This is a genomic window from Paraburkholderia sp. RL17-373-BIF-A (assembly GCF_046030175.1).
Classification (GTDB): Bacteria; Pseudomonadota; Gammaproteobacteria; order Burkholderiales; family Burkholderiaceae; genus Paraburkholderia.
In genome coordinates, this window is sequence record NZ_JARESO010000096.1 from 1 (window position 1) to 18,117 (window position 18,117).

19 protein-coding genes and 1 pseudogene are annotated in these 18,117 nt (G+C 59.7%); 12 read left to right on the top strand and 8 right to left on the bottom strand.

What is annotated here, in order from left to right:
• Positions 1-105: universal stress protein (locus P0D80_RS46010; RefSeq protein WP_408182776.1), on the bottom strand; the 105-nt coding region annotated here is incomplete at its 3' end.
• 666 nt (positions 106-771) lie between these two features.
• Here P0D80_RS46010 and P0D80_RS46015 point away from each other — a divergent pair.
• On the top strand, positions 772-1,026 hold the full coding sequence (locus P0D80_RS46015; protein WP_132381055.1) for a hypothetical protein: 255 nt from the start codon (positions 772-774) through the stop codon (positions 1,024-1,026).
• Between the two features lie 356 nt (positions 1,027-1,382).
• Here P0D80_RS46015 and P0D80_RS46020 read toward each other — a convergent pair whose 3' ends face one another.
• From P0D80_RS46020 to P0D80_RS46030, 3 genes and pseudogenes are all read right to left on the bottom strand, one after another.
• On the bottom strand, positions 1,383-2,837 hold the full coding sequence (locus P0D80_RS46020; protein ID WP_408294405.1) for a PAS domain-containing sensor histidine kinase: 1,455 nt from the start codon (positions 2,835-2,837) through the stop codon (positions 1,383-1,385).
• Positions 2,838-3,160: 323 nt separating this feature from the next.
• Positions 3,161-3,506, bottom strand: a pseudogene (locus P0D80_RS46025) (CatB-related O-acetyltransferase); the annotation flags it as partial.
• A gap of 179 nt (positions 3,507-3,685) precedes the next feature.
• Positions 3,686-4,027: a winged helix-turn-helix transcriptional regulator gene (locus P0D80_RS46030; RefSeq protein ID WP_408294408.1), complete on the bottom strand. Its 342-nt coding sequence runs from the start codon at positions 4,025-4,027 to the stop codon at positions 3,686-3,688.
• A gap of 94 nt (positions 4,028-4,121) precedes the next feature.
• Between P0D80_RS46030 and P0D80_RS46035 the strand changes: the two genes are divergently transcribed.
• Positions 4,122-4,448: a nuclear transport factor 2 family protein gene (locus P0D80_RS46035; RefSeq protein ID WP_408294411.1), complete on the top strand. Its 327-nt coding sequence runs from the start codon at positions 4,122-4,124 to the stop codon at positions 4,446-4,448.
• A complete protein-coding gene (locus tag P0D80_RS46040) occupies positions 4,448-5,227 on the top strand; it encodes an SDR family oxidoreductase (protein WP_408294444.1) in 780 nt (259 codons plus the stop codon). The genes P0D80_RS46035 and P0D80_RS46040 overlap by 1 nt, the downstream gene beginning before the upstream one ends.
• A 739-nt stretch (positions 5,228-5,966) precedes the next feature.
• Here the strand turns inward: P0D80_RS46040 and P0D80_RS46045 are convergent.
• On the bottom strand, positions 5,967-6,293 hold the full coding sequence (locus tag P0D80_RS46045; protein WP_408294414.1) for a hypothetical protein: 327 nt from the start codon (positions 6,291-6,293) through the stop codon (positions 5,967-5,969).
• A 303-nt stretch (positions 6,294-6,596) separates the two neighbouring features.
• Here P0D80_RS46045 and P0D80_RS46050 point away from each other — a divergent pair, with 303 nt between their 5' ends.
• Entirely contained in the window at positions 6,597-8,681 is a 2,085-nt protein-coding gene (locus P0D80_RS46050) for a putative bifunctional diguanylate cyclase/phosphodiesterase (RefSeq protein ID WP_408294416.1), read from the top strand.
• Between the two features lie 66 nt (positions 8,682-8,747).
• Positions 8,748-9,521, top strand: a complete 774-nt coding sequence (locus P0D80_RS46055; protein WP_132381370.1) for an MBL fold metallo-hydrolase — start codon at positions 8,748-8,750, stop codon at positions 9,519-9,521.
• A 398-nt stretch (positions 9,522-9,919) separates the two neighbouring features.
• Here P0D80_RS46055 and P0D80_RS46060 read toward each other — a convergent pair whose 3' ends face one another.
• Positions 9,920-10,825, bottom strand: a complete 906-nt coding sequence (locus tag P0D80_RS46060; RefSeq protein WP_408294420.1) for a LysR family transcriptional regulator — start codon at positions 10,823-10,825, stop codon at positions 9,920-9,922.
• A 112-nt stretch (positions 10,826-10,937) separates the two neighbouring features.
• Here P0D80_RS46060 and P0D80_RS46065 point away from each other — a divergent pair, with 112 nt between their 5' ends.
• Genes P0D80_RS46065 through P0D80_RS46075 form a run of 3 tightly spaced genes read left to right on the top strand, consistent with a single transcriptional unit; the run spans position 10,938 to position 13,507 of the window.
• Positions 10,938-12,008 (top strand): alkene reductase, encoded by a 1,071-nt coding sequence (locus P0D80_RS46065; protein ID WP_408294447.1) that lies wholly within the window; start codon positions 10,938-10,940, stop codon positions 12,006-12,008.
• An 11-nt stretch (positions 12,009-12,019) separates the two neighbouring features.
• A complete protein-coding gene (locus P0D80_RS46070; RefSeq protein WP_408294423.1) occupies positions 12,020-12,847 on the top strand; it encodes a pirin family protein in 828 nt (275 codons plus the stop codon).
• Positions 12,848-12,901: 54 nt separating this feature from the next.
• Positions 12,902-13,507, top strand: a complete 606-nt coding sequence (locus tag P0D80_RS46075) for an isochorismatase family protein (RefSeq protein ID WP_408294426.1) — start codon at positions 12,902-12,904, stop codon at positions 13,505-13,507.
• Positions 13,508-13,845: 338 nt separating this feature from the next.
• Here the strand turns inward: P0D80_RS46075 and ald are convergent, their stop codons facing one another.
• Entirely contained in the window at positions 13,846-14,964 is a 1,119-nt protein-coding gene (ald, locus tag P0D80_RS46080; protein ID WP_408294429.1) for an alanine dehydrogenase, read from the bottom strand.
• A 625-nt stretch (positions 14,965-15,589) separates the two neighbouring features.
• Between ald and P0D80_RS46085 the strand changes: the two genes are divergently transcribed.
• The 4 genes from P0D80_RS46085 (at position 15,590) to P0D80_RS46100 (ending at position 17,759) form a co-directional block, all read left to right on the top strand.
• Positions 15,590-16,444: a LysR family transcriptional regulator gene (locus P0D80_RS46085; protein ID WP_132381075.1), complete on the top strand. Its 855-nt coding sequence runs from the start codon at positions 15,590-15,592 to the stop codon at positions 16,442-16,444.
• A gap of 184 nt (positions 16,445-16,628) precedes the next feature.
• Positions 16,629-16,952, top strand: a complete 324-nt coding sequence (locus tag P0D80_RS46090; RefSeq protein WP_408294433.1) for a DUF4148 domain-containing protein — start codon at positions 16,629-16,631, stop codon at positions 16,950-16,952.
• A gap of 78 nt (positions 16,953-17,030) precedes the next feature.
• Positions 17,031-17,228, top strand: a complete 198-nt coding sequence (locus P0D80_RS46095; RefSeq protein ID WP_408294436.1) for a hypothetical protein — start codon at positions 17,031-17,033, stop codon at positions 17,226-17,228.
• Positions 17,229-17,297: 69 nt separating this feature from the next.
• Positions 17,298-17,759 (top strand): ester cyclase, encoded by a 462-nt coding sequence (locus P0D80_RS46100; protein ID WP_408294438.1) that lies wholly within the window; start codon positions 17,298-17,300, stop codon positions 17,757-17,759.
• 141 nt (positions 17,760-17,900) lie between these two features.
• On the opposite strand, the gene P0D80_RS46105 is transcribed toward P0D80_RS46100, so the two are convergent.
• Positions 17,901-18,117, bottom strand: a 217-nt coding sequence (locus tag P0D80_RS46105) for an aldehyde dehydrogenase family protein (RefSeq protein ID WP_408294441.1), incomplete at its 5' end; no start/stop codon positions are given.

Here is an 18,117-nt window from a genome sequence, read left to right on the forward strand (position 1 = left end):
TCCCGTAACCGAGGCGTCATTTTCGGCGGCGAGCGTCACCGCCATCTGGACTGCGACTTCGGAAAGTGCCGAGCCGTCGGTGGGCACCAGCAGATGCTTGAACATGACACCTCCCCTCGCTCGACGTGCGGGCTGTATCCGACGCGCTCTTAACCGCTCGCGACATCGACATTGATGCCGCTATAAATTACACTTTGCTTTCAGTATAGACACTGCCGTCATTTGCGACGTATTTTCTGCGCGCTGCTCGGTTACGCGGCAGTGCCGCATCTCGAAGTGGGATTTCAGTCAGGTTGATTTCCCCAATTTGACAGGGTCGTCGTCACACTTAAGCACTTTATGTGGAAAGGTAACAGTCACCACACGCAAAGATAACAACATTACAATATGCTTTCATATTCTGAAATCATGAGGGCATGCAATGGTTCTATTTCACCGCGGCGCACTGATTCAGGCGTCGACGATAAGGGACGGAAACACGTTCGTAGCCCGCGCCTGCATTTTGAAGGAAGACGGCGAATCCACCTCATTGGGTGATCTTGGTCAGTTCGCAAACCAGACCTGTGCATACGAGTTCGCCGTGCGCTGCGCGAGCGCTTTCGTGGATGGCGTACCAATGCCTCGCTCCCCGTTCCGCAGATCATCAGCCTCGGACGAAGCAGCAAATAGCTAACGACACTCCGCGGCATCCGGCAGACGGCCCTGAGGCGGTGAACGACTGCCTCCTCAGCAAATAGGTCGAATCGGAAGCAGCAAAGCCAAGGAAACATGATGTCCAAACCACTCTTAAGCCGTTTTCAGTACACCCGCAAGCATGGCAAGCAACGCACATATAACGTAACGGTGAACCTAGTGCAAAAGGCTTCCGGTGTTTGCGCTTACGCAGCATGGGTGCATTTCGAAACCGAATTTAAGGGTTCGGGTTTGATGCTCCCACTCGTTGCCAACACACCTGATGCCGCCGTACGGGAGGCACGGATGCGTATCCAGAAGGACATCGACGATCTGGTCGGCATCGTCGAGTAAAGGCGGTTACAAGTGTGATCGTGGTCGGGCTGGAAGACCTTTACGACGCTGCACCAAAATCCGCGCTCGCGATGAATGTCTTCTCCTGCCGCTGCAACAGTTGTAGCGGCAGGGCAGCGAACCTCCGCCGCGGCCCGCCCTCGGTACCGATCCCACCGCGAACTTCCGGTTGCGACCCAAGGCGGCCATACAAGCCCATACAGCGGCATGTCCGCTATTCGGTCTTGTGAGAAGTCGGATAAGCCGACCCTCGACCCGCCCTGGAGTGCCGTCATGTTGGCGCGACGAAACCGCCGTCATCAACCAGAAAGGCCGTTGAGCCCGGTCGATCACGGCACCGACTGCAAGGCGTCTAGCTATGCGGCGTCCCCTACGGGTAACGTAAAGTAAAACGTCGCGCCTTGATCCGTATTGTTTTCAGCCCATAGCCGCCCGCCATGCATCTCGATGATGGTACGGCTGATCGACAACCCAAGGCCAAGGCCTTGGGATTTCGAGGTGACAAACGGGTTGAAGATCAGCGCGAGCAGGTCGCCGGGCAGGCCCGCCCCGCGATCGCGCACCGCAACGCGCACTACTTGGGGGCTCTGAAGCGTGATGGACACGGCCACCATACGGTCGCTAGCCGGACGACCGTCCATTGCGTCGAACGCATTGAGCAAGAGATTGAGCATGACCTGCTGCAACTGTACCTTGTCGCCGTGCACTGTGGCCGGAGTGGCATCGTAGTGGACTGACATGCGCATACCGCGCGCGATCGCGTCAAATTGCAACAACTGCACCGCGTCGCGGATTACAGCGACCGGATCGAGCGGCGCGATTTCTCGCTCGCCTTTCTTGAGAAAGGTGCGAATCCGCCGGATTATTTCGCTCGCGCGGTTGGTCTCCTGAACAATGTCTTTCAGTATCTCGAGCACTTCGGCCAGATCGACCGGATCCGTGGCCATAAACCGCTGGGCGGCCTGAGTGTTGCCCAGAATTGAGGTAAGGGGCTGGTTCAGTTCGTGTGCGAGCGACACTGCTAGTTGAGCCATCATCGATACGCGCGTCAGATGGGCCAGTTGCTGCCGGTTTTGGTACAGTTCATATCGCTCTGTTTTGTCGATGATGACCGCGAGCACAGTCTCGTCATCTTCGAATCGAACCGTCTTGAGTCCGGCCTCGACCGGGAACTCCGTTCCGTCCTTGCGCCGTGCGAACAGATCGCAAGGCGCCCCCACTGTCGAAGCGTGTGCAATGCGTAAGGTCTCGGATTGCGGCATAGCCCCGCTATCGCCCAGCAGCTGTGGGACGAGCATAGTCGCAGGCTGTGCAATCAGTTCGTCGCGTTGATACCCGAAGAGCTTTTCGGTCTGCTCGTTGGCCAGCACAATCCGCCCGTGTTGATCAACCATGAGAATTGCAACCGGCAGGAATTCCAGAGCGCTTCGGAATTTTTCTTCAGCCTGCCTGCGGTCGGTGATGTCGACGCATGAACCAACATAGCCGAGAAACGTACCGTCGACGTCCTCCTGCGGCACGCCGGTATCGAGGATCCAGCGATACACGCCATCCCGTCTTCGCAGACGGTATTCCATCGTGAAATCCTTGCGTGCGTCAAACGATGAGACGTAAACGTTCAGGCAGCGTTCGAAATCGTCCGGGTGCACGCCCTCTGACCACCCGTTGCCCATTTCCTGCTCCAGCGTGCGCCCCGTAAAATCCAGCCACCGCCTGTTGAAAAACGTACACAGCCGATCCGTATCCGACATCCAGATCATCACAGGAGCCGCGTCCAACATCGTTCGGAAGCGCGTTTCGCTTTCCCGCATCGATTCCTCCACTAGCCTATGCTCAATAATTGTGCAGGGTCCGCAAGCAACAAAGCGGGTCAAAAATTGACTCGGTCGTGGTCGTTTAATAGGCATGGTAAAGGTGGCGCATGCTTACAGCAACGAACCTTGATCAGACGCGGAATGGTGGCCGCCTGGATTCGGCCTATGAGAAGCTTTGCATAAGGCGGAAGAGCGGCCCGTTCGCGGCGAGATCGATGACCGTCTCTTCATGGCCCGAGGGCTGCCCAATGCGATGAGCATATGTGTCACGCGCTTCGCGATGCGACGATCGACGGCAGGCACATTGTCCGGCGAAACGCTCAAAACGTCCCTCTGGTACCCCTCTCAATCACGCGTGTACTGATCGCGTCGACCAAAGGTCCCATCGACTGGCTGTTTTCTTCGAACGGCCAGTCCCACCAGTTCATCTCAAGCAGCATTTCATTTCTCCGTCCGAAAACCGCTTTCGAATCGGCTTCGCTGGGTTGCCGCCGATGACCATATAAGGCTCAACATTCTTCGTTACGAGAGCGCGACTTCCGATCACGGCACCATGTGGCCAATGCGGACACCTGGCATGATCATCGCCTCGGAACCGATCCAGACATCGCTTCCGACAATCGTGGCGCCGGCGGGTTCGAATGCATCGCAGGCGTCGGCAAACGCTCTCCAAGCGGCTGGTGCGCCTCGCAGCGCTCAGCAACCCTGGAATGAGAGGCATTGCAACACTGCTCGGCTGTGCACCCCATTCGAGCGAAGAGGCCATTGTCGCCAAGGCCGAGGCCTGATTCGCCTTGGCTTGCTCCAGCAGTCAAAAGAAGCCGCGTGAGGCGCCACATCGGGCTTTAGTCGGCTTTGGGCAACTCGTCCCGCTGCTCCGCCCATTTGAGGAGTGCGTCCAAGGCGGGGCAGATTGCCTGTCCCCAGTCGGTCAACCGATATTCCACCTTAGGCGGAACCTGGGGATAGAGCTTCCTCGCCACGATGCCATCGGCCTCCAGCTGGCGTAGCTGCTGCGCCAGCATCTTCTGCGAAATACCGGGGATGAGCTTCTCTAAATCGGAGAAGCGCTGCACCTTGCCATCGAATAGATGGAACAGGATGATCAGCTTCCAGCGCCCCTCCAGCAACTTGAACACTTTTTCGACGCCGGTGGCGGCGGTCGCGGGGGTATAGACCTTTCCCATGGGTACGTAGCTTACTTTTCCGTGCGTTCTTGTTGGGTTGCGAGTTTATGGTGAAAATTACCGTATCGCCCAGCTTGCCACAAAGACTTCAGACATGAGCATTTCACTACCGGATTCGGTTGCGACCTTTTTTCAGGTGAGCAACGGCGCTGCGCCTTCGGCCCTACGGCGCGCTTTTTCCGAAAAATCGGTCGTCCACGATGAAGGACAGACTTACCAGGGACACGAGGAAATCGAGGCTTGGCTGGCGGAAGCGCAGCGTAATTATGCCTATCGCGTCGAACCGTTGACGGCTGTGCAAGACGATGCGGGCGTAACGGTCGTGGCCAGGTATGTCGGTAACTTCCCTGGAACTCCTGCCGATCTCAACCATGTTTTCCGGCTGACCGACAACCAGATAGATTTTCTAAAGATTCACTGATCACCATGAATCTCGAACTCGCAGGCGCGCGCGTGCTCGTCACGGCCGGAACCAAAGGCATCGGCAAGGCCGTCGTCAAACTGCTCGGCGAACTCGGCGCGGACATCCTCACCACGGCCCGAGCCAAGCCGGACTTTATTCCCGAAGCGATGTTCGTCGCGGCCGACCTGACCACGCCTGAAGGTTGCGCCACCGTGGCACAGGCTGTCGAGGACAGACTCGGAGGAGTGGATGCCATCGTCCATGTCCTGGGCGGATCTTCGGCCCCGGCCGGCGGCTTCGCCGCGCTGGATGAAACGGAGTGGCAGAGGGAACTGAACCTCAACCTGTTCCCCGCGGTACGACTCGATCGGGCGTTGTTGCCCAAGATGATTGCACAGGGCGCTGGCGTCATCATCCACGTCACGTCCATCCAGCATCGACTGCCGTTGCCCGCATCGACCACAGCTTATGCTGCCGCCAAGGCTGCGCTGTCCACGTACAGCAAGAGCCTGTCGAAGGAGGTAACGCCGAAAGGCGTGCGCATCGTGCGCGTGTCGCCGGGTTGGGTGGAAACCGAAGCGGCCGTCGGCCTGGCGGAACGGCTCGCCAGCCAGGCCGGTACGGATTACGAAGGCGGCAAACAGATCATCATGGATGCACTGGGCGGCATCCCTCTCGGACGTCCGTCGACGCCTGCGGAAGTCGCCAACCTGATCGCCTTTCTGATTTCACCGCGTGCGGCAGCCATCAGCGGAGCGGAATATGTCATCGACGGCGGAACCACTCCCACTGCCTAATGCTTAGACGGCACATCAGCGGGATGCCATCTTCACGCTCGCAAGCTGACGGGAAGCTGACACTTAGTGGAAGTGGATTGTTGGCCGAAACTGGCTGAGAGCCGCGGTTCCCAATTTCCTCCCAATGCGGCCGTCGGGCGAGTTGCGCGGCTCGGTTAACGGCAGCTCTGCGGCGCCATCGCGCACGGGCGGCTTGTTGATAAACGTTGTCCAATGCCTGCCCGCACGCGTCGTCGTGCACTCATGGGGCAACGGACAAGGGCAGGCATCGAACAACGCATAACAAACTCAACCGATCGTCTCCAAGCCGAGTACCGCCAGTTTCTGACTTTGGGCAGCAATTGGTCCGTGCCTCGATTGTGTGGCTTCACATTTTTCTGCAGACAAGCATGTTTGAACGACTTGTGGTCAAATCGTCCGGTGACTTGTGGCACGTTGTCCAGATCGAGCATATCCGCTACCAGGTTCCCGGGCAGCACTCGGAGTCGACAAGGGATTACAGGGTGACTATCGTATGCCGCCGTGAGACCGGTGGCTGGCGGCAGCGACGGTGGGATTTGAAAGCAGCACAATCTAGTATGGTCATATTCGCATCGGCTCCGACCCACCGGCGCTCGGCAAGTGCGACACGCGGCCTGACCCGGAGGTCCCCATCATGCAGATGATAAAAGTCGTAGTTGGGATAGCAGCCCTCGTCGGCGTAACGGCAGTCCATGCCGACGGCTTCGTCATCACGAGATCAATCGAGAACGGGCGCGAAATGCGCCTCTTCGAACACGCTGCCGAATGCAATGGCGGCCCTGGCGCGGTCATTTACAGGCACGATAAGCGAGTCGATCAGACCTGCAATGTCCGCCTTACTTCGGCAGGCGCGACCGTCGTAATGCCGGCGTTTGAGTCGCGCACGTTCTTCCCGCGCGACACGCTGGACCAAAACTAAAAAAAGTTGATTCCGGCAACCGACGAACTCGTGGGCGAAGGTCTCGCCCATCCGCCGCTCGATGCGTCCGTCTGCACGGTGTCCCTCTCGCCTGTTTCTAACCTCGGTTTCGTCGAGACCGGACATTCGCATTTGCTGCTTCTTGAAATAAACGGCGAGCAAGCTACGGAACGGTTTTTCGCCGCCGCATACCGGCAAACACTGGAGTAGCAGCGCTCAGCGCAGATTCGGAAGTCCGGCATCGGGCAGCGAGCGGTAAATTCAGCGTACCGGATTATCGGCCCGCGGCCCTTTACAGAGTCCGGCTAAAGTTGCATGCCCGCTAGGTCGTTATACAAGGCGACCTGGTGTTTCAACCATTGATGCAGTCGTGCGAAGGCGAATCGGAAGCAGTCCAGGGAGGTCATCAACGCCCACGGGGGATATCCCATGTTTGCCAGCAGCTACAACAGCCTGCTTGTCCTGTTTTCGCTGCTTGTAGCGATTTTGGCCTCCTATACTGCGCTGGACATGGCCGGTCACATTTCTAGTGCTCAGGGACGCGCAGCCCGTTGGTGGCTGGCTGGCGGTGCATGCGCGATGGGCACAGGGATCTGGTCGATGCATTTTATCGGCATGCTGGCATTCAGCTTGCCGATTCCGCTTGGCTACGATCCCGCGATCACGGTGCTCTCGCTTTTGATCGCCATTGCATCCTCAGCATTCGCGCTGTGGCTTGTGGCTCGAAACGAGTTGCCGTGGTCACGTCTGGTTTGCGGCGCGGTACTAATGGGCGCCGGGGTTTCCGCCATGCACTATACGGGCATGGCGGCAATGCGCATGGCTCCCGAAATCCAGTACGTACCGTCCCTGTTCATTTTGTCCGTCGTCATCGCGATCGTCGCTTCAGGCGCAGCCTTGTGGATCGCATACAACCTGCGCCGCCTTTCACCGCGGGTTCGGCCCTTGCGTGCGGGAGCGGCGATCGTAATGGGCTTTGCCATTGTCGGGATGCATTACACCGGCATGGTGGCGGCGCAGTTTCCAATTGGAAGCGTGTGCCGGGCGGCGCGTGATGGGGGGGACGTCGGGTGGCTGGCGATAGTGATCATCATCGTCACGCTGGCGGTGCTTGCTATCGCGCTGATCATTTCCGTACTCGATCTGCGTCTGGAATCGCGCACCGCCATCCTGGCGATTTCACTCGCCGAGGCCAATCAGGAACTGACCTACCTGGCGCTGCACGACAATCTCACCAAACTCCCCAATCGCGTGTTGCTGGAAGACCGGCTCGATCGTGCGATCCAGAGCGCGAATCGGGAAAATAGTCGCTTCGCGCTGATGTTCATGGACCTGGACGGGTTCAAGACGGTCAACGATGCCTACGGCCATCACATCGGCGACCTGTTGCTCGTCGAAGTCGCCCAGCGCATCGGGTTGAACGTCCGGTCACAGGACACGATCGCCCGCGTGGGTGGCGACGAATTCGTGCTACTGGCGGGAGTAGCCGAACCGGCCGACGCGGCGACCCTCGCCGACAAAGTGCTCAGGGTCATTCAGGAGCCCTTTCAGGTGGCCGACCGCCTGCTGCGCATCTCGACCAGCATCGGTATTGCGATCTACCCCGGCGACGGCGCCCGTCAGGACGACCTGCTGACCAATGCCGATGCGGCGATGTATCACGCGAAGGCGTTGGGACGCAACACCTACTGCTTCTTCGAAGCGTCGATGAATGCCAATGTACATGAGCAGCTACAGCTCATGCAGGATCTCCGTTTAGCCCTTGAACGACATGAACTGATTCTCCAATACCAGCCCAAGTTCACCGCGCCCAACGGGCCGGTAGTCGGCGTAGAAGCGCTGGTGCGCTGGTCGCATCCGACTCGCGGGCTCATTGCGCCGGACCAGTTCATCCCCCTGGCGGAAAAAACGGGGTTGATCGTGCCAATCGGTGAATGGGTGTTGGACGAGGCCTGCCGGCAGATCAGCGAGTGGCGCGAAGCGGGCCGGCGTGACTGGACCATGGCGGTCAACCTGTCGGCGCTGCAATTCGGCCATGCAAGTCTGATTCAAACAGTGCGGGATGCCTTGAAGCGTTATGCACTGGAGCCAGGCTGCCTGACGCTCGAGGTGACCGAGTCGACGGCAATGCGCGATGCCGACGCAAGCTTACGAATCCTGCAGCAGCTTCGCGGCATGGGCGTGAATATTTCAATCGACGATTTTGGTACGGGGTATTCGAGCCTCCTCTATCTCAAGCGGTTACCGGCCAGTGAACTGAAAATCGACCGCGGGTTTATCCGTGATCTCGCCCGCGACACCGAAGACGCAGCGATTGTTTCCGCAATCGTGGCACTGGGCCAGACGCTCAATCTGAACATCGTCGCGGAGGGCGTGGAGACTGCGGCGCAGCAAGAGTTCCTGACCCGGCTTGGTTGCGATTCCCTACAAGGTTTTCTGCTTGGCCGTCCAATGTCCGCAGAGCAATTGATCGAAACCCTCTCGCATGAGAATGCTCTGAACGACGCGACTTGAGTCAACGCTCTCGAAGTGCGATGCGGAGTGTGTCAAAGTAACAGCTCTTACCGTGAGCGACCCCACATGACCAAGTTACCGATTGCCGACCGATGGTTCGAACTCAAACGCATCAGCGACGACATTACCCTACTTTGGGAACCCCATGTCGTGCCGCTGATGCGCTGCAATATCTGGCATGTGCGCGGTCGCGACCGGGATCTGATGATCGACACGGGAATGGGTATCGTCAGTCTGCAGGAGGCAGCCAGGCACCTGCTGCAGAAGGACGTCACCGCCGTTGCCACGCATACGCACTCGGATCATATCGGTGGACATCATGAGTTCGAGCACACGCTGGTTCACGAGTTGGAGGCAGAGAATCTGCGCTCGCCGCGTGAGCCAGGCACCCTTCTGGCGTCGGTATTGGGCGACGAAGCGATTCGCCGGTATCGCGAAGCAGGCTATCCGTTCGACGGCGATCTGATCACCGCCCTTCCCAGCGCTGATTACTCGATGTCCGACTATCGCGTGCGTGCCGCAACGGTCACGGAAATCGTCAAGGAAGGGAACATCGTCGATCTCGGCAACCGGCATTTTGAGGTTCTGCATCTACCCGGCCACTCGCCGGGTAGCATCGGCCTATGGGAAGCGGCATCCGGCACGCTGTTCTCGGGCGATGCGATCTACGATGGCCCGCTGCTGGACGAGATAGGCGGTGCTGATATTCCGACTTATGTGCGCACGATGAAGCGCTTGCGTGAATTGCCCGTGCAAGTCGTCCATGCTGGACACGACGGGAGCTTCGGGCGGGAACGACTGGTCGAGTTGGTCGATGCCTATCTGGCTAAACGCACCTGATCGTTGGCCGGGTCCGCCGTTCGGTGCGTTGCCGGCCGGACTTCGCGCGCAAAAGAAACCGTTGGCGTATGTCGGCCCAGTTTCGGACAATCGACCGCGGCCTATAGATCGTCGACTATTAACGCTCGCGACATAAGGGATACCGAGAGGGCAATTGACTGCTCAGGGTCTTGAGTGTGCCTTCGAATCAGCCGTAACCCTGACATCCTCACCGGCGGCGTCGCGAGCGACAGGTAAGAGGCGTTCAGCGGCCGCATCACGGTTGACTGTCGAACGGCAGGAAAGGCACCCCATCAGGGACATTCGCGGCAATCCATAGCGGACGCTCAAGTGGTCTTGCTGCGAACATCGTTGGAAAGCGGCGTCGGGACCACCGCGATTCCAAGAATGGCCACACTTCAATTTCGAAGCTTGCTGATAGGCACTCCTCCCCCCAGGTGCTCTCGCAGAAATTCAATAAAGCGCTGCGTCTTCGCTGGCAACAACCGTGTCTCGGTGATGGCGTACACGGGAATAGGTGGGGCCTGCCATGCTGGCATCACCCGGCGCAAGAGCCCAGTGGCAACATCGTCGGCCGCGATTTCTTCCGACAGCACAACGATGCCCAGATCCAGGGTCGCGAGTCGCCGGACCATGCCGACGCTGTTGAGCAAAAACCGACCACCCACTGTGACCTCAGCCGTTTCACTTTCGCTGTGCAGCGTCCATCCGTTGACCTCTGCCGGACTGAGGCGCACGCACTCATGACGCAAGAGGTCGGCCGGTTCGGCGGGCTCGCCATACTGTTCGATATAACGCGGCGATGCATAGAGATAGCGCGGTAGCCGGGCAAGCTGTCGTGCGATCAGATTCGAACTCGGCGGCTCACCCATGCGGATCGCGACATCGAAGGGCTCAGCTACCAGATCGACGCGGCGCGGCGTCAGATCGAATTCGAAGGTGATGCCGGGATAGCGGCGAGCGAATTCCGCGAGCAGCGGCGCGAGGAAGATAATCGCAAAATCCACCGGCAACGACGCATGTAACACGCCAACTGGCCGCGCTAGCATCTCGCCGAGTTGCTCGTGCGCAAGCCGCGCCTCGTCCACGATGCGCCTCGCGCGCTCGAAATAGAGCTGGCCTGCTTCCGTCAGCTCGATCTTGCGGGTCGTGCGATGCAGAAGGCGCAAGCCGATTGCCTTCTCCAGCGCACTGATCCGGCGCGACAGCGTCGAGTTCGGCACTCCGATCGCCTCGGCCGCGCGGCGGAAACTTTTCGCCTTGACCACCTCCACGAACAACGCCATGTCGTTCAGGAACTCCATCCCACTGCTCCATAAATGGCTCAATGATTTTCATTTTGCCATCTTTATCCCGTCAGTGGTTTGCCGGATGATGACTCCATCTGATGAACACATCACCACCGAGGAGCACAACATGAGTCAGCTTTTCACCCTTGTTCGCATTGGCGGCCTGTCCCTTCCGAACCGGATGATCATGGCCCCGATGACCCGTTCGCGCGCCGATGATGCAGGCGGTCCAGACGACGTTGTCATCACGTACTACGCCCAGCGCAGCAGCGCAGGTCTGATCATTACCGAGGGCGTGTTTCCCTCCGCGACCGGTAAGGGCTATGTGCGTACGCCCGGTATCCACAGCGATGCACAGGTGAGCGTATGGAAGCAGGCCACCGAAGCCGTGCATGCCCGCGGCGGACGTATCTTCATGCAACTGATGCACAGCGGGCGTATCTCGCATCCGTCGCTGCAGCCGGATGGCGCGCTGCCGGTGGCACCGTCGGCCATCAAGCCGACGGGCGAGACCTGGACCGGCAACGGCATGGAGAAATTCGTGACGCCGAGAGCGCTGCGCCTGGATGAGATCGCCGGTGTGGTTGATGAGTACCGTAGGGCGACGCGTCGCGCTCTGGAAGCCGGTTTCGATGGCGTCGAGTTGCATGCTGCTTCGGGCTATCTGCCTGAACAGTTCCTTTCGTCCGGCAGCAACCAGCGTGAGGATGAGTACGGCGGTTCCGTTGCGAACCGTGCCCGCTTCGTTCTCGAAGTGCTGGAGGCGATCGTGGCGGAGGCCGGCGGTGAGCGGGTCGGCATCAAGATCTCGCCGGAGATGAACTTCAACGACATCTTCGACACTGCGCCGCAGGAAACCTACACGTATCTCGTCGACCATCTGCGCGGCATCAATCTCGCGTACCTGCACGTCGCCCTGTTCGGTACGAGCGTCGATTACCACGCACTGTTGCGACCGCGTTTCGATGGCGCCTATCTGGTCGGAGGAGGACTCGACCAGGCCGCGGCTGAAAACCTGCTGGCAGAGGGACGCGCTGACGCCACGGTCTTCGGCGGTGCCTTCCTCGCCAACCCGGACCTGCCGGAGCGGTTTCGCGTGGGTGCGCCGCTCAATGCCCCCAACAAGAACACGTTCTACTCGCCCGGCGCACAGGGCTATATCGACTACCCCGTGCTGAGCGCAGCCGGTAACGCCTGAGGACTGCCGTCATGTCGACAGTCACTGCGCGCATGCAGCGCGCCAACCGGGGAAGCCATTTCCGCGCATACAGCCTGCACGGTTCCGAGCCATCGCAACTCGATCCTTTTATGGGAGTCGACCACGCCTGGATGAGCGCGCCAACGTTCCCGCCGCATCCGCACGCCGGCTTCTCCGCGGTGACCTACCTGTTCCTCGACTCGGAGACGGGCATTGCCAACCGCGATTCGCTCGGCAACAGCACGCTGATCGAGCCGGGCGGCCTGCACTGGACCGCTGGCGGAAGGGGTGTGGTCCATGAAGAGAATCCCGCGGTGCTGGGAAGTACCACCCACCTGCTGCAGATCTTCATCAACCTTCCTCGGGAACGGCAGAACGCGGCGCCGTTCGCGCTCAGCCTGGCCCCGCAGGACGTACCGGTGGTGCAGCGCCCCGGTGTCCGGGTCCGCGTCCCCCTGGGCAGCTTTGACGGCGTGCGCTCCCCGCTGATGCCGCCAACCGAGGTCACTTTGCTGGACATCACGCTGGAGGAAGGCGCTGAACTGCTGCTATCGGTGGCCGCAGGCAAGCGCGCCTTCTTCATGCCGATCTTCGGCAGCGCGGAGCTCGATGGCGAAAGCTTCGGTCTCGACGACCTTCGTGTCCCGATCCTGCCGACCGCGACTGAAGCGGTGATGCACAAGCTCGCTGCCAAAGCTGGCGGCGCCAAGGTCGCCGTGTTCATCGGCGAACCGTTGCGCCAACCCGTGTTTTCAAATGGACCGATGGCTTTTTCGAGCCAGGAGAGCCTGATCGCGGCAACCGCCGCCTACCAACGTGGCGAGATGGGAAGCCTGTAACAGGCCGCCACACACCCCGGGGCATGCGCCCCATCACCACTTAGGAGCTACCTCATGAAGGTTGAACGATTCACTGCCGACAACACCGCCTTGCTGCTGATCGACCATCAGGTCGGCACGATGCAACTGATCAAGAATATCGACCGCGAACTCGCCGCCAAACAGTCGATTGCGCTAGCCAAGATGGCGAAGATCCTCAATCTGCCGGTCGTGATCACGTCCAGTCAGGAAGATCGCGCACAAGGCCCGATTCTTCCGGAAATCGCCGCGATCCTGCCCGAAGCGCACGCGGCACGAATCAAGCGCCCCGGCGTCGTCAACGCGTGGGCCTATCCCGACTTCCGCGATGCGGTGCTTGCCACGGGGCGCACGAACCTGATCATGGCGGGCGTGACCACCGACGTTTGCCTGATCTTCCCGGCAATCGACGCTGCGCTCGAAGGTTTTGGCGTGCAGGCAGTGATGGATGCTTCAGGATCGCCCAGCGATCTTTCCGAAGAGTTTTCGCGTCAACGGATGCACGATGCGGGCGTGGTGCTCACCGCCACCAACACGCTCATGGCGGAAATCGCGCAGGACTGGTCCACCCCGGCCGGACAACAATTGATCACTTTGCTGTTTACCGACGTGTTTCCGGCACTCGGCGCCGGCATCGCATAAATCCGGAACCACATCCTGTTATCCGGAGTGCATGGCGCTTCGGATAACAGATCAACTCATGTTTGGAGGCCTCGTGACATCCCGTGTCCGAGGACGGCTTTCGCCACGTATTATCTTTAAGTCACGATTGTTCAACGATTCGTGGATTACCCTCGAACGTCTCAAACTGGACCGATAGTCGACGACCAGCCAAATACAGTTCGGCAAACCGGAATTTCGCGCAATACAGATGTTCGCAGTGGGAACCTGACCAAGTCTGATTGGGCGCGACTCTCGCCGCCATGTTGGCTCGAGAGCGCGACGGGATAAGCCCCCCGCGCTTCGTCTCGATGTTTTTGCTATTCAGTGGCGATGGCACCTGCATCCTCGCAGGGGTAGCCCAGTGCTTCAGCGACCTCGGGACAGGTCACTTTGCCGAACGCGACATTCAGGCCGCTACGCAGATGTTCGTCGTCGGTAAGCGCCTTGCGCCAGCCCTGGTCGGCGATTTTCAGGACAAAGGGAAGCGTCGCGTTATTCAACGCATACGTGGACGTGCGCGGCACACCGCCAGGCATGTTTGCGACACAGTAGTGTACGACTTCGCCAACCTTGTACGTGGGGTCCGCGTGAGTCGTAGGCCTCGCGGTTTCGCAACACCCTCCCTGGTCGATCGCGACATCGACGATGACGGAGCCGGGGCTCATCGCATCGACCATCTTGCGCGTGACGAGTTTGGGCGCAGCGGCGCCGGGCACGAGCACGCCGCCGATCACGAGGTCGGCATCGAGCACTTGCCGTTCGATGTTGTCCTGATTCGAATACACGGTGATCACGCGTGCGCCCAGCAGCCGGTCCATGCGTCGCAGCGCGTCGACATTGCGGTCGATTACGACGACCTGCGCACCCGTGCCGACAGCCATCTGCGCGGCATTGGTGCCGACCACGCCGGCGCCGAGGATCACGATCTTCGCGGGGGGCACGCCCGCCACGCCGCCAAGCAGGATGCCCTTGCCACCGTGCGCGCGTTCCAGGCTGAACGCGCCCGCCTGAATCGACATGCGGCCCGCAACCTCGGACATGGGCGCGAGCAGAGGCAGTCCGCCGCCGCGTTGCGTGACGGTCTCATAGGCGATGCAGACCGCGTTGCTTCGGACGAGATCGGCGCACTGCTCGGGGTCCGGCGCGAGGTGCAAATAGGTGAAAAGAATCTGTCCTGGGCGCAGCATCGCACGCTCGGGCGGCTGGGGCTCTTTCACCTTGACGATCATGTCGGCAGCGGCGAACACCGCTTCTGCGCTGGGCGCAACCTGCGCGCCCGCCGCCCGGTACGCGTCGTCCGCTGCGCCGATGCCTGCGCCAGCGCCTGTCTCGACGTCCACGCTGTGTCCATGCGCGACGATCTCGCGCACGGAAGACGGCGTGAGACCGACACGATACTCGTGGTTCTTGATCTCCTTCGGAACGCCTATGTGCATATTGCCTCCTGTATGGGACTGCCAATCAGCCGCGAAATGATCTGATTCCTCAGACGCCCAGCACGAGCGTCGAGCGTTGGCGAGGGAGGCATTGACGACGCTAACGCACGCACGCGGCATCGCAAGAAACGATCGCCACCGTCGACCCGATTTCACCTGTTGGCGACGCCATTGCCGGGCGCCTGGCCAGTAGCAGGGTGTGACGGGTACATCGGAGCGGGATGCATGCGGGAATCGAGCGTGACGTAGGTGCTATATCCGGCTACGAGTAGTGATTTCCACAATACTATCGGCGGTGTGGTAGATGTTGTTAATGTAATTGTCGCGAATTTTGGTTGAAACACCTGAATTAGGCGACATGCGTCCATCATCCTGCATCGTAGGCGCAAGGGTTTATATCTAGACCCGTCTCCTCCATGTCACCTTCGCTGCCATCGATGTGCAAACGACAGGAAGGTGCCCTGAAGCTGCCCGCCATTCCGCAAAGATGCATAGGTCATATGCACCGATGCACATACCCTTCACAACGCAATTTCTGTGACGTCTGTCATGTTTGCTTCTAATATGCTTGTCCAGTTGTCCCAACCTGGGGATTTGCAACGATCAAAGCGACAGGAGAAAACTCATGTTCGACTGGGAGGATTTACGCCACTTCGTCGCGTTCAGTCAGGAACAATCGCTCGCGAAAGCAGCTCGGCATTTGAAGGTCGATCATGCGACCGTCGCGCGCAGAATCGCCTCGCTCGAACAGTCCCTCGAACTGAAGCTGGTTGATCGCCGCCCACGCGCCTATGTGCTGACGGCAGACGGCGAACGCATCGCCGAACGGGGCAAGCGCATGCAGGAAGAGTCGTTTGCCGTGGAGCGAATGTCGGTCGGCGGACAGGAAGTCGTTAGCGGCGAGGTGGTGATCAGCGCGCCGCCGTCGATGTCCAGCAGTGTCATTGCCCCTCACTTAGGCAGGCTGCGCGTGCAGCACCCCGCGCTTCACGTCCGCTTGATCGCCGACACGCGCAATGTGTCGCTGATACGAAGGGAAGCGGATATCGCCGTTCGTCTGAGCAGGCCGACCGAGTCCGATCTCGTCGCGCGCAAGATCGGCGTGGTTGCGTTCGCGTTTTATGCGTCGCCGGAATATCTGGCGTCGCATGCGCCCGAAGACTACGAATTCATCGGATATGACGACAGTCTCGACGGATCCGCTCAACACATCTGGCTGGCCACGCAGGCGAAGTCACGTCCTGTGATTCTGCGCAGCAATAGCCTGGATGTCCAGGCAGCGGCCGCTCGGGCAGGCGTCGGCGTGGCCATCTTGCCCTACTTCCTCGGGGACTGGGACGAGAGTCTCAGCATCGTCGAGGGGCCGGGCCAGCCATTGCAGCGCGAGATATGGCTCTCCATTCACAACGATCTGCGGCACGCTCCTGCGATCCGCAGCGTCATGCAGTTCATCGCAAGCTGCTTTCCTGGTAACGGCTGACGCGGGCAGCGCGCAGCAACAGCTTGTACATTTTCTCCTGGACGGTACGCACATTTCGGGAATTGGCGGATAGAAGGCCGGTGGCAATAATGCATTCACCGATCGACGAACAAGCAAACGGCAGATCGCAGATTAGCCGCTTGATCGCCGAACAGCTTCTCATCTATCCGCCAAGGAGCACGAAATGAAACGCTTTCTGATCCCCGTCGTCATTGCCGGCGCCATCGTATCGTCGTCTGTGTTCGCCGAACCTGCCGCCCATGGCAAGACGCGCGAAGAAGTTCGGGCCGAGCTCGTTCAGGCCCGCGAAGCTGGCGTGTTCGACGCGCCCGATGCCACCTACCCCTCCGCTCAACTGCGCGCAGCCGCCGCGCTCCAGAACGCCAACACGAACGCCGGGAGCGCCCGCACCTCTTCCTTCGGCGGCGCCGTGACGGGCCGCTCGCAAAGCGGGCGCCGTACCGTGACCGAGCCGGAAGCACGGGACAGCATCTATTTCGGTCAATGACCGTGGCAAAGCCGTAGCATCGACGCGCTCCTACGGATCGCTTTGCCCGCGGCATCCGCACAGCAAGTGGATGAATGCATGTCGTGGATCGAGATAGGAGCGGAACTGCTCGAACTACAAAATGCTTCGCGCACCTCATGGATTTCGAGCCTCATGCATGACACGCGCGGCTCATTGCGGCAGATGCTGAACCTCACCGCACGCAGCGCGCGGATTGCTGAGATCGCCTCGTTGTTGAAGCACGTTGTCGTGGCGGGAACCATGCCCGCTCATTGAAGCATTCCGAAGGCCGGACAGGGTCAACCAGAAGCGATTTTTTTGTTGTCAATGAACAGGAGATTTGAAATGGCACGGCAGAATTCAATCCAGATCGTCGAGACGTTTTGGCGTGAGGTTTGGCAATTACGCAATCCACACGCAGCGGACCATCTGGTCTCTGACGATTTCACGGTAACCTCGGGCGGAGTGGAGATCAAATCGCGCGAAGCGTTCAAGAAGTGGGTCGCTGCATTTCTCGCCAGCATCGATGAGTTCGAGTTCGATGTGATCGAGACGTTTCAGAACGAAATAGGCGACCGGGTCGTCAGTCGATGGCGGGTTACGGGAAAGAACAACGGCTTTATGGGTTCGGAACCATCGGGCTTACCGATCGATATGACGGGAACTGCTGTCCTGCACGTCGGCGAGGACGGGCTGCTGCGGCATAACTGGGTAGAGCGAAGTGCGCTGGAGGTTCTGCGCAGTTCGGGTGGGCAAAATGGCATCGCCGGACATTTCAAGCCTGCATCAAGCGAGTCTGGCCGATAAGCTTCCGAGCGTTGTGATCATGGGGCGCGTCATTAAGGCCGATAGCGGCAAGGGCATTATCTTATGGCTGCCGTCAGGGCTATCGACAACTAGCCCTTCCTCGACGCGCCTCGTTTCAAAGCGGGTGCCGACCGGTCAGCGCTATGCAGCAGTGGTCGACACGGTCTTGGTCACCAGATAAGCGTCCATGGCTTCCGGGCCACCTTCCGAACCGTAGCCCGAATCCTTCACGCCGCCGAACGGCATTTCCGGCGACGGCGTGGCCGGCTGGTTGATCCACAGCATGCCGACTTCCAGCTGCTGCGACAGCAGATGCACGTTGGTGAACGACTTCGTGAACGCATAACCCGCCAGACCA

Excerpts from the sequence above, each read along its gene's own strand:
- P0D80_RS46045 (WP_408294414.1), bottom strand. The coding sequence starts at position 6,293 with ATGTCCGGTCTCGACGAAACCGAGGTTAGAAACAGGCGAGAGGGACAC.
- P0D80_RS46055 (WP_132381370.1), top strand. The coding sequence starts at position 8,748 with ATGACCAAGTTACCGATTGCCGACCGATGGTTCGAACTCAAACGCATC.
- P0D80_RS46060 (WP_408294420.1), bottom strand. The coding sequence starts at position 10,825 with ATGGAGTTCCTGAACGACATGGCGTTGTTCGTGGAGGTGGTCAAGGCG.
- P0D80_RS46065 (WP_408294447.1), top strand. The coding sequence starts at position 10,938 with ATGAGTCAGCTTTTCACCCTTGTTCGCATTGGCGGCCTGTCCCTTCCG.
- P0D80_RS46090 (WP_408294433.1), top strand. The coding sequence starts at position 16,629 with ATGAAACGCTTTCTGATCCCCGTCGTCATTGCCGGCGCCATCGTATCG.
- P0D80_RS46095 (WP_408294436.1), top strand. The coding sequence starts at position 17,031 with ATGTCGTGGATCGAGATAGGAGCGGAACTGCTCGAACTACAAAATGCT.
- P0D80_RS46020 (WP_408294405.1), bottom strand. The coding sequence starts at position 2,837 with ATGCGGGAAAGCGAAACGCGCTTCCGAACGATGTTGGACGCGGCTCCT.
- P0D80_RS46075 (WP_408294426.1), top strand. The coding sequence starts at position 12,902 with ATGAAGGTTGAACGATTCACTGCCGACAACACCGCCTTGCTGCTGATC.
- P0D80_RS46035 (WP_408294411.1), top strand. The coding sequence starts at position 4,122 with ATGAGCATTTCACTACCGGATTCGGTTGCGACCTTTTTTCAGGTGAGC.
- ald (WP_408294429.1), bottom strand. The coding sequence starts at position 14,964 with ATGCACATAGGCGTTCCGAAGGAGATCAAGAACCACGAGTATCGTGTC.
- P0D80_RS46050 (WP_408294416.1), top strand. The coding sequence starts at position 6,597 with ATGTTTGCCAGCAGCTACAACAGCCTGCTTGTCCTGTTTTCGCTGCTT.
- P0D80_RS46015 (WP_132381055.1), top strand. The coding sequence starts at position 772 with ATGTCCAAACCACTCTTAAGCCGTTTTCAGTACACCCGCAAGCATGGC.
- P0D80_RS46070 (WP_408294423.1), top strand. The coding sequence starts at position 12,020 with ATGTCGACAGTCACTGCGCGCATGCAGCGCGCCAACCGGGGAAGCCAT.
- P0D80_RS46085 (WP_132381075.1), top strand. The coding sequence starts at position 15,590 with ATGTTCGACTGGGAGGATTTACGCCACTTCGTCGCGTTCAGTCAGGAA.
- P0D80_RS46030 (WP_408294408.1), bottom strand. The coding sequence starts at position 4,027 with ATGGGAAAGGTCTATACCCCCGCGACCGCCGCCACCGGCGTCGAAAAA.
- P0D80_RS46100 (WP_408294438.1), top strand. The coding sequence starts at position 17,298 with ATGGCACGGCAGAATTCAATCCAGATCGTCGAGACGTTTTGGCGTGAG.